Origin of the sequence: Paenibacillus rhizoplanae (assembly GCF_042684125.1) — a bacterium.
Taxonomy (GTDB): Bacteria; Bacillota; Bacilli; order Paenibacillales; family Paenibacillaceae; genus Paenibacillus_AQ; species Paenibacillus_AQ rhizoplanae.
Window position 1 is genome coordinate 1 of sequence record NZ_JBHUKY010000048.1, and the last position, 7,955, is coordinate 7,955.

The 7,955-nt window shown below is 50.4% G+C and carries 7 protein-coding genes and 8 tRNA genes; all 15 read right to left on the reverse strand.

Features of this window, described 5'->3' with window-relative positions; all coding sequences use genetic code 11:
* Positions 1 to 66: 66 nt before the first annotated feature.
* The 15 genes from ACFSX3_RS22950 to ACFSX3_RS23020 all read right to left on the reverse strand — a co-directional run bounded on the left by ACFSX3_RS22950 (position 67) and on the right by ACFSX3_RS23020 (position 7,813).
* The gene (locus ACFSX3_RS22950; RefSeq protein WP_209994486.1) at positions 67 to 1,224 is read right to left on the reverse strand and encodes an acyltransferase; all 1,158 of its coding nucleotides are present in this window, start codon (positions 1,222 to 1,224) and stop codon (positions 67 to 69) included.
* A gap of 2 nt (positions 1,225 to 1,226) precedes the next feature.
* On the reverse strand, positions 1,227 to 1,715 hold the full coding sequence (locus tag ACFSX3_RS22955) for an acyltransferase (RefSeq protein WP_209994488.1): 489 nt from the start codon (positions 1,713 to 1,715) through the stop codon (positions 1,227 to 1,229).
* Positions 1,712 to 2,371, reverse strand: a complete 660-nt coding sequence (gene ppaX / locus ACFSX3_RS22960; protein WP_209994489.1) for a pyrophosphatase PpaX — start codon at positions 2,369 to 2,371, stop codon at positions 1,712 to 1,714. The genes ACFSX3_RS22955 and ppaX overlap by 4 nt, the downstream gene beginning before the upstream one ends.
* An 8-nt stretch (positions 2,372 to 2,379) precedes the next feature.
* Entirely contained in the window at positions 2,380 to 3,402 is a 1,023-nt protein-coding gene (gene lgt / locus ACFSX3_RS22965) for a prolipoprotein diacylglyceryl transferase (RefSeq protein WP_209994490.1), read from the reverse strand.
* Positions 3,403 to 3,414: 12 nt separating this feature from the next.
* The gene (gene hprK / locus ACFSX3_RS22970) at positions 3,415 to 4,353 is read right to left on the reverse strand and encodes an HPr(Ser) kinase/phosphatase (RefSeq protein WP_209994491.1); all 939 of its coding nucleotides are present in this window, start codon (positions 4,351 to 4,353) and stop codon (positions 3,415 to 3,417) included.
* Between the two features lie 228 nt (positions 4,354 to 4,581).
* Positions 4,582 to 5,703, reverse strand: a complete 1,122-nt coding sequence (locus tag ACFSX3_RS22975) for an ABC transporter ATP-binding protein (protein ID WP_209994494.1) — start codon at positions 5,701 to 5,703, stop codon at positions 4,582 to 4,584.
* Between the two features lie 109 nt (positions 5,704 to 5,812).
* Positions 5,813 to 6,913 (reverse strand): PucR family transcriptional regulator, encoded by a 1,101-nt coding sequence (locus tag ACFSX3_RS22980; protein WP_379313305.1) that lies wholly within the window; start codon positions 6,911 to 6,913, stop codon positions 5,813 to 5,815.
* 145 nt (positions 6,914 to 7,058) lie between these two features.
* A tRNA-Lys gene (locus ACFSX3_RS22985) sits at positions 7,059 to 7,131 on the reverse strand.
* 11 nt (positions 7,132 to 7,142) lie between these two features.
* Positions 7,143 to 7,225, reverse strand: a tRNA-Tyr gene (locus tag ACFSX3_RS22990).
* Between the two features lie 4 nt (positions 7,226 to 7,229).
* A tRNA-Phe gene (locus ACFSX3_RS22995) sits at positions 7,230 to 7,305 on the reverse strand.
* Positions 7,306 to 7,331: 26 nt separating this feature from the next.
* Positions 7,332 to 7,409 (reverse strand) — tRNA-Asp (locus ACFSX3_RS23000).
* Between the two features lie 17 nt (positions 7,410 to 7,426).
* Positions 7,427 to 7,502: transfer RNA gene (locus ACFSX3_RS23005), tRNA-Thr, on the reverse strand.
* A 33-nt stretch (positions 7,503 to 7,535) separates the two neighbouring features.
* Positions 7,536 to 7,611 (reverse strand) — tRNA-Val (locus ACFSX3_RS23010).
* Between the two features lie 9 nt (positions 7,612 to 7,620).
* A tRNA-Met gene (locus ACFSX3_RS23015) sits at positions 7,621 to 7,697 on the reverse strand.
* 24 nt (positions 7,698 to 7,721) lie between these two features.
* Positions 7,722 to 7,813, reverse strand: a tRNA-Ser gene (locus ACFSX3_RS23020).
* Positions 7,814 to 7,955: the final 142 nt, after the last annotated feature.

The following is a 7,955-nucleotide window of genomic DNA, read 5'->3' on the forward strand; positions in this document are numbered from 1 at the left end:
GCCGGCTGGCCGCAGATGCGGCCAGCCGGCGCTTTCATTTTATCTTAAGATGACCTATCGCTAATTCTACACTGTCGCCTTAGACGCTGCTGCCGGCTTCTGCGGTGCAGAACCAAACACCATCCAAGCCGGCTTCACATAACGGAAGGCAAGCGCAACCACCAGCCAGGAGCCCAGGAGGGCCACCAGCCAGCCGCCCGCTATTGCCGCCGTATAGGCCAGCGATCCGCCGTGGAACGGCAGCTTCCGGTACATGAACAGCAGCAGCGGATGGAGCAGGTAGATACCGAAGGAGCAGGCCCCGGCCGAGAGCAGCAGTCTGCTCAGCACGCTGCGTCCTGCCCCGTACAGCAGGAAGGACAGCTGAAACAGTACCAGACAAGAGAGCAAGGCATGCAGATTCGAGAACCCTTCGTACCATAGACTATTGATTATTGTTTTCTTCGTATAGTTGTTATACCACAATACCACATGCCCAATTCCTGCAGCCGCCCATAACAGCCACAGTACCACCCAGGTTGTCCCTTTACCGGAGCGCCAGCCTTCGCGGGAGGGAACCAGCCACTTTTTCAAAGAGCTGTAGTAGATGGCAATCGCCGCACCGAGCAGGAAATACGAGAAATACGTAATGGCCAGACTACCCTTGGACAGCTTCCAATACCCGTGGTTCACCATATATTTGTTAAGCAGCACGAAGCCCCACTGTAGCGCAAGCCCGATCACCGGAGCCCAAGCCGCGAGAGGCCGGACTTTCTGCAGACACCAGAGTATCAGCGGGAACAGTAGATAGAACTGGATAATAATGATGATATAGTATAGATGTGTATACGCCGTACCCGTCCATAGATACTTGAAGAACTTCCCTCCCAGCTCCTGAAGAGGCAGCCCCCAGGTATGCCCGGAAGTCATTTTGAGTCCAAAATACAGCACCGTAAACACAAGATAAGGCACAATGATATAGATCAGCCTGCGGCTGTAGAATTTGGCCAGCACCTTCCCGCCCAGCGGACGGTCAATATAATTGTAGAACAGGACGAATCCGCTCAAAAATATAAAGGAAGGCACCGCAAATTGGCTGAACTTGTTAATGAACAGAAACGGGGGGAACATTGAAGTGCCCAATGTCTCTGCTAACGTGCGTGAAGTGGCATGAATTGCGATCACCGCAAAAATAGCAATTGCCCGAAAAATATCAAGCTGCGGGATTCTTTCCTTTTGAGCCATTATCATTCCTCCTGTTTACGCAGTTCACGCAGCGGATTCCCACCGACGAATGAACCGGCAGCAACATCCTTGTGAACCACCGACCCCGCCGCAACCGTAGCCCCATCCCCAATCGTAACCCCGGGAAGAATGGTCGTGTTAGCCCCAATCATTACATTCTCGCCGATAATGACTTCACCCAGCCGGTACTCCTTGATGAGGTATTCATGGGCCAGGATCGTGGTGTTATAGCCGATAACAGTGTTCTCTCCGATAGAGATTTTCTCTGGAAAAAAAACATCTACCATCGCCATAAGCCCAAACGCAGTATGCTTGCCTACCTTCATCCCGAGCACCCGGCGGTAAATCCAGTTCTTGAGCGGCAGAACCGGGCAATAGCGGGCAATCTGGATAAAAATAAAATTGCGCACACCCTTCCACGGGCTAACCGTGCGGTAAATATGCCAGAGCGAATTATGCCCCTCGACTGGATAACGGGTTACCTTTCTCACGGCTGCATGATCTCCTGCTCCACAATAGTATATAAATCCTTCATCTCATGGATGATGTAATCCGGTTCATAGGTCCGCAGCACATCCTCACCCTTAAGCGACCAGGCCACTGCTGCTACACGCACTCCTGCTGCCTTGGCAGACTGAATATCGACAGCGCTGTCGCCTACCATCAGTGTCTTGGCCGGATCAACACCCAGATTGGCAACTGCCGTGAGTACCGGCTCCGGGTGCGGCTTCGGATGAGTCACATCATTCACTGTAACAATCGTCTCCATATATTTCAGCAGATCGAACATCTCCAGTGCCTTGAGCGTGGTAGGCCGGATCTTCGTGGTCACAATCCCAAGCCGGATTCCCCGGCGCAGCAGCTCCTCCATCGTCTCATTCACATGGGGAAAAGAGCGGACCAGCTCATCGTGATGGGCATTGTTATACGAACGGTAAGACCGCTCCAGCACGCTTATATCCTTCGCCTCCAGGCCGGAGAACGCGCCTAGCTGCTGCTGAAGTGTAGTTCCCATCATGGGAATGATCTGCTCCCGGGTCAGCACTGGCAGGTTATTCTCCTTCAGCGCATGCATAAACGAGCTAATGATCAGCTCATTCGTATTCACAATCGTTCCGTCCAGATCAAATAACACGCATTCTATCATTGATTGAATTACTCCTTTGTTTCCTTATCTTCAGGGGGATCTTCCACCGGCTGAACAGGCTTCTGAGGCGTATTAGCAGCACTCTCTGGAACCACTGCATCCGCTGCCGCCTGTTTGGTGCTGATGATCGGGTCCAAATAATGATCCTTCGGCTGACCACTTACCCGCCGTACAATAATCAAGGCAACGGCAGCAATAATGATGAATAGCGCCAGCAGCTGAGAGATACGGATATTCCCGTAAGCCGGGTCAAGATATCCTTGCTCGAAGCCCATCCACTTCATCGGACTCCATAGCCCGTTAATGAAGGCTGCCACACCGCTGCTGCCGTCAAAGGCAAGGCTGTCCGTGCGCAGAGCTTCAATGAAGAAGCGGCCGATGGAGTACCAGATGAAGTACGACATGAAGATTTCTCCGGCACGTACGAATTTCTGGCGGCGCAGTACCATGAGGAGCAGAATGCCCAGCAGACTCCAGAGGGATTCGTACAGGAAGGTCGGATGGTGAAAAGCATCCCCTATGTACATTTGATTTACGATAAAGTCCGGCAAATGCAGCTTATCCCGCAGGAACGATTCCTCTACAACACCGCCATAGGCTTCCTGGTTGATGAAATTCCCCCAGCGGCCGATCATCTGACCGGCAAGCAGTCCGGGAGCACAGATATCCACGATACGCCAGAACGGGTAGCCCTTATAGCGGAAATAAATAATCCCGCAGATAATCGCGCCGATCAGGGCGCCATAAATTGCAATACCGCCATTCCAGACCTTGAAAATATCGAGCAGGTTATCCTTATAGTCTTCCCACTTGAAAGCTACGAAGTATAGCCGCGCCCCAATAATAGCCGATGGCAAGCCCAGCAGCAGCATATCCATGAAGAACTCCTGTGGAATGTTGAAGCGTTTGCCTTCTTGAATACATAGGAATAGCCCGGTAAGTGCGCCAAGACCCAGGATCAGGCCATACCAGTGAACCGGCAGTGTTCCAATTGAGAAGACAATCGGGTCAATCGCTAGTGAATAAAACATGCTCTCACACTCCTAATCCAGATCATCCATATCTTCTGAGATGGTGGCGGTAAGTTTATTCGTAAATTGCAGCGCAGCATTGAAGCCCATTTGCTTCAACCGGTAATTCATCGCAGCCACCTCGATAATAACAGCGAGGTTACGTCCCGGACGGACAGGGATGGTAACCAGCGGCACATCGGTATCAATAATCCGTGTCGTCTCCTCATCCAATCCCAGACGGTCATACTGCTTGTCCTGCTGCCAGGCTTCCAGTCTGACCACCAGGGTAATCCGCTTGTGATTACGGATAGCGCCTGCTCCAAAGAGCGTCATAACATTAATAATCCCTACACCACGGATTTCGAGCAGGTGACGGATTAATTCCGGTGCGGTACCATGAAGCTGATTATCCGAGGTCTGGCGGATTTCCACCGCATCATCGGCAATGAGGCGATGACCGCGTTTAACCAGTTCCAGCGCTGTTTCACTTTTACCAATGCCGCTGGTACCTGTAATCAGCATCCCTACCCCATATACATCACAGAGAACACCGTGAATTGTTGCTGTCGGTGCCAGTCTGCCCTCAAGGAAGCTGGTCAGTCTGCTTGAGAAAATCGTAGTCGCCATCGAGCTGCGCAGCACCGGAAGTCCCTTCTCGTTGCTGATATCCACAAACTCCTGGGGAATGTCCAGCCCACGTGTAATCACAATACATGGCGTATTGTCGTTACAAATTCCGCGAACCCGGCTTTTTCGTTCCTCCTCTGAGAGCATAGAGAAGAACGCCAACTCTGTTTTGCCCAGCAGCTGCACACGTTCTTCCGGATAATATTCGAAATAACCGGCCATTTCCAGCCCGGGACGGTTCAAATCATCCACTGTGATCGGTCTCTTCAGACCTTCATGTCCGGATACAACCTCTAATTGAAAATGCTGCACTAATTCCGATACTTTTACCTTTTTAGCCATATATGTCCGTCCTTTCGTCACCCGCGGCTCATGCCGCTTCCCCGCATACCGGTTACATCTTTATCCATTCCAGCTACAGGTAATTCTCCTGCTATCTTAATGGATAACGCCAGTGATTGCAATCTTATACCCCGCCGTTATCGTCCCGTTTCATCATGCTCTTTACAAGAAAAAGCCGCCTATTCAGGCGGCTTTCTCAATATAAACCATGTTCACCCTGCAGAGATATTAACCCAGCAGAATGTTAAGTTCGGATTCTTTATCGAAGATGTGGACCTTATTCATGTCAATTGCCAATCTAGGCTTGCTGCCTTCACGGGTAGTGGAACGTCCATCTACACGCGCAATTACAGTGTTAGTGCCAAGACCGCTCAAGTAGAGGAGCATTTCATGACCAAGGTTCTCAGTAACATCAACCAACGAAGTGAAGATTGTGTTAGGGGAAGCTTCCAGGAACACAGGCTCTTCATGGATGTCTTCTGGACGAACGCCCATAATTACATCTTTGCCGATGAAGCCTTTGTTGCGCAGGATTGTAGCTTTGCCGCCTGGAACTTCAACATCAAGGTTCTCTGCACGGAAGCGGACAGCGCCGCTCACTTCAGAAAGCGTACCGTTGATAAAGTTCATTGTAGGGGAACCGATAAATCCGGCTACGAACAGGTTCGTAGGCTCATTGTACAGTTCTTCAGGGGAAGCAGCCTGCTGAATGATACCATCGTACATAACTACGATACGGTCACCCATTGTCATAGCTTCTGTCTGGTCATGCGTTACATAGATACAAGTGGTTTCAAGGCGTTTCACCAGCTTAGTGATTTCAGCACGCATCTGACCACGAAGTTTAGCATCCAAGTTGGAAAGAGGCTCATCCATCAAGAAGACTTGTGGATCACGGACAATCGCGCGGCCTAGAGCGACACGCTGACGTTGACCACCGGACAGTGCCTTAGGTTTGCGTTCCAGCAAATGCTCGATATCCAGGATTCTGGCTGCTTCGCGCACTTTCTTGTCGATTTCTTCTTTCTTCACTTTGCGCAGTTTCAGACCGAAAGCCATGTTCTGATATACACTCATGTGCGGGTACAAGGCGTAGGATTGGAATACCATCGCGATATCACGGTCTTTAGGAGCAACGTCATTCACTACACGGTCACCAATGTACATTTTGCCTTCAGAGATTTCTTCCAGACCAGCGATCATACGCAGGGTTGTGGATTTACCGCAACCGGAAGGTCCAACCAGTACGAGGAATTCCTTATCTTTAATATCAAGATTGATATCGATTACTGTTGCTTTATCGGAACCCGGGTATTTTTTGAAAATATGCTCTAAACGTACGCCTGCCATTGTATTTCCCCCTCGAGTCTATTATTGGAATAAAAAATCAAACGCTTTCTTGTACACTTATCTTACCCCAGACCTGGCCCGATGGCTATTTGCAAGGTTCACAAAAAACCTATTTTCTTTTCGTCACTTTATACAATAACATCGCCAACTTCACAATTGCGGCATCCCCAAAGCTGCGGACATCGGCACCGGTCTCCTGTTTGATTTTGTCCAGCCTGTAGAGCAGTGTGTTCCGGTGGATATACAGCTTCTTGGCGGTTTCACTGACATTGCAGTCCATTTCAAAAAAAGTCTCCAGCGTCAGCAGCATTTCCTTATCCGCCAGTACTGCCGTGTAATCGCCGATCTGGCCCAGCAGCTGTCTCCGCCGGTCATCAGGAATACTGTTAACCAGCCGCTCCATATGAAGCTCCCACGGCAGATGGATATAATCGCCTACCTGGAAGATCCGTCCGAGAATAATAGTCTCCCGCAGCAAGGCTACCGCTCCTGTCAACCCTTTGACCGGAACAATGGCCGGCGAGACCGCCAGATGAAAGACACCAACCCACTCACTGGCAATCAGTTCATGCAGCCCCATAGAAGTCTGTGACAGCAGATCCTCCTCACTTTCTTCCTCATCCTCTTTATCATCTCCGCCTGTGAGGAGTTCCTTGCGGGCCAAAATTAGCCATTCCTTATCCAGCAAGGGAATTAGCAGCACATCATTCTCAAAATAACTACGCAGCAACTTCATTAACGAACGATACGTCATTTGCGGATTATGAACATTCTCACTTACCAGCATGAAGGGAATCATATCCCCGAACAGCCGGCCCTTCAGCGAGATTTCATCCGGAATCTCTGCGTCGTCCTTCTCCTGCTCCAGTTGTGCGTTCAGCCAGCCGCTAAGCTGCCGCGCCTCCATCTCTCCTTCTTCTTTGAACCCGGTTGCCTTCAGTGCTACCGCAAAATTGCGTCCGGCGTAATTCACCAGCTGCAGCTCCAGTGGCGACAGCCCCTCTGTCTCTACCCACACTGCTGTAACACGGCCATCATTCTCATATAGGGGAACCCATAGGTAACCCTCATGAAGGACTGGCGGTTCCTGATCCTTATCCGTAGCTATACCAAAAAGTGAAGCGGAATGCTGTCTCCCCAGCTGCTTGATTCCGGTTCTCTTTCCGGTGAGTTGCTCCAATTTTTGCCGCAGAACCTCACTATCCATCATCACCATTCTCCACCACTTTTGCTTTTTTCGCTTATTTTATCATATTTTGCTGCAAAATGCGGAAGTAGCACTTCCGAACATACTTTGACGCTCCCCCAAAGACAAAAAAGGCCACCACCCTAAGGTGATGACCGTTTACTTAAGATGAGCCATGAAGGATTCGAACCTTCGACACCCTGATTAAAAGTCAGGTGCTCTACCAACTGAGCTAATGGCTCATAAAAAGGGATGGAGGCTGATGGATTCGAACCACCGAACACGTACGTGAGCAGATTTACAGTCTGATGCGTTTGGCCACTTCGCTAAGCCTCCATAATGGTGGCGCGGGAGGGAATCGAACCCCCGACACAAGGATTTTCAGTCCTTTGCTCTACCGACTGAGCTACCGAGCCATGAAACAAGCCTGAAACCAAAAAAATGGCGGAACCGACGGGATTCGAACCCGCGATCTCCTGCGTGACAGGCAGGCATGTTAGGCCAACTACACCACGGTTCCACAATTTGTTGTAAAAATGGTGCCGGCGAGAGGACTTGAACCCCCAACCTACTGATTACAAGTCAGTTGCTCTACCAGTTGAGCTACACCGGCACGGTGTAAAGTAACACAATTCAAACATAAAAATGGTGGAGGCTGAGGGGTTCGAACCCCCGACCCTCTGCTTGTAAGGCAGATGCTCTCCCAGCTGAGCTAAGCCTCCGGGTATGTATGGTAGCGGCAGAGGGGATCGAACCCCCGACCTCACGGGTATGAACCGTACGCTCTAGCCAGCTGAGCTACGCCGCCACACTACAAGTATTGGATTTATAATGGCGGAGAGAGAGGGATTCGAACCCTCGCACCGCTTACGCAGTCTAACCCCTTAGCAGAGGGTCCCCTTATAGCCACTTGGGTATCTCTCCAAATTAATGGTAGCCATGTAAATCCGCACAGGAAATTAATTCCTGAAAACTGAATCCGAAATGAATCTGCGTGTTAGAAATTTGGATAAGCCCTCGACCGATTAGTATTGGTCAGCTCCATGCATTGCTGCACTTCCACCTC

Coding starts and splice junctions, on each gene's coding strand:
- ACFSX3_RS22950 (WP_209994486.1), bottom strand. CDS start 1,224: ATGGCTCAAAAGGAAAGAATCCCGCAGCTTGATATTTTTCGGGCAATT.
- ppaX (WP_209994489.1), bottom strand. CDS start 2,371: ATGATAGAATGCGTGTTATTTGATCTGGACGGAACGATTGTGAATACG.
- lgt (WP_209994490.1), bottom strand. CDS start 3,402: ATGTTTTATTCACTAGCGATTGACCCGATTGTCTTCTCAATTGGAACA.
- hprK (WP_209994491.1), bottom strand. CDS start 4,353: ATGGCTAAAAAGGTAAAAGTATCGGAATTAGTGCAGCATTTTCAATTA.
- ACFSX3_RS22975 (WP_209994494.1), bottom strand. CDS start 5,703: ATGGCAGGCGTACGTTTAGAGCATATTTTCAAAAAATACCCGGGTTCC.
- ACFSX3_RS22980 (WP_379313305.1), bottom strand. CDS start 6,913: ATGATGGATAGTGAGGTTCTGCGGCAAAAATTGGAGCAACTCACCGGA.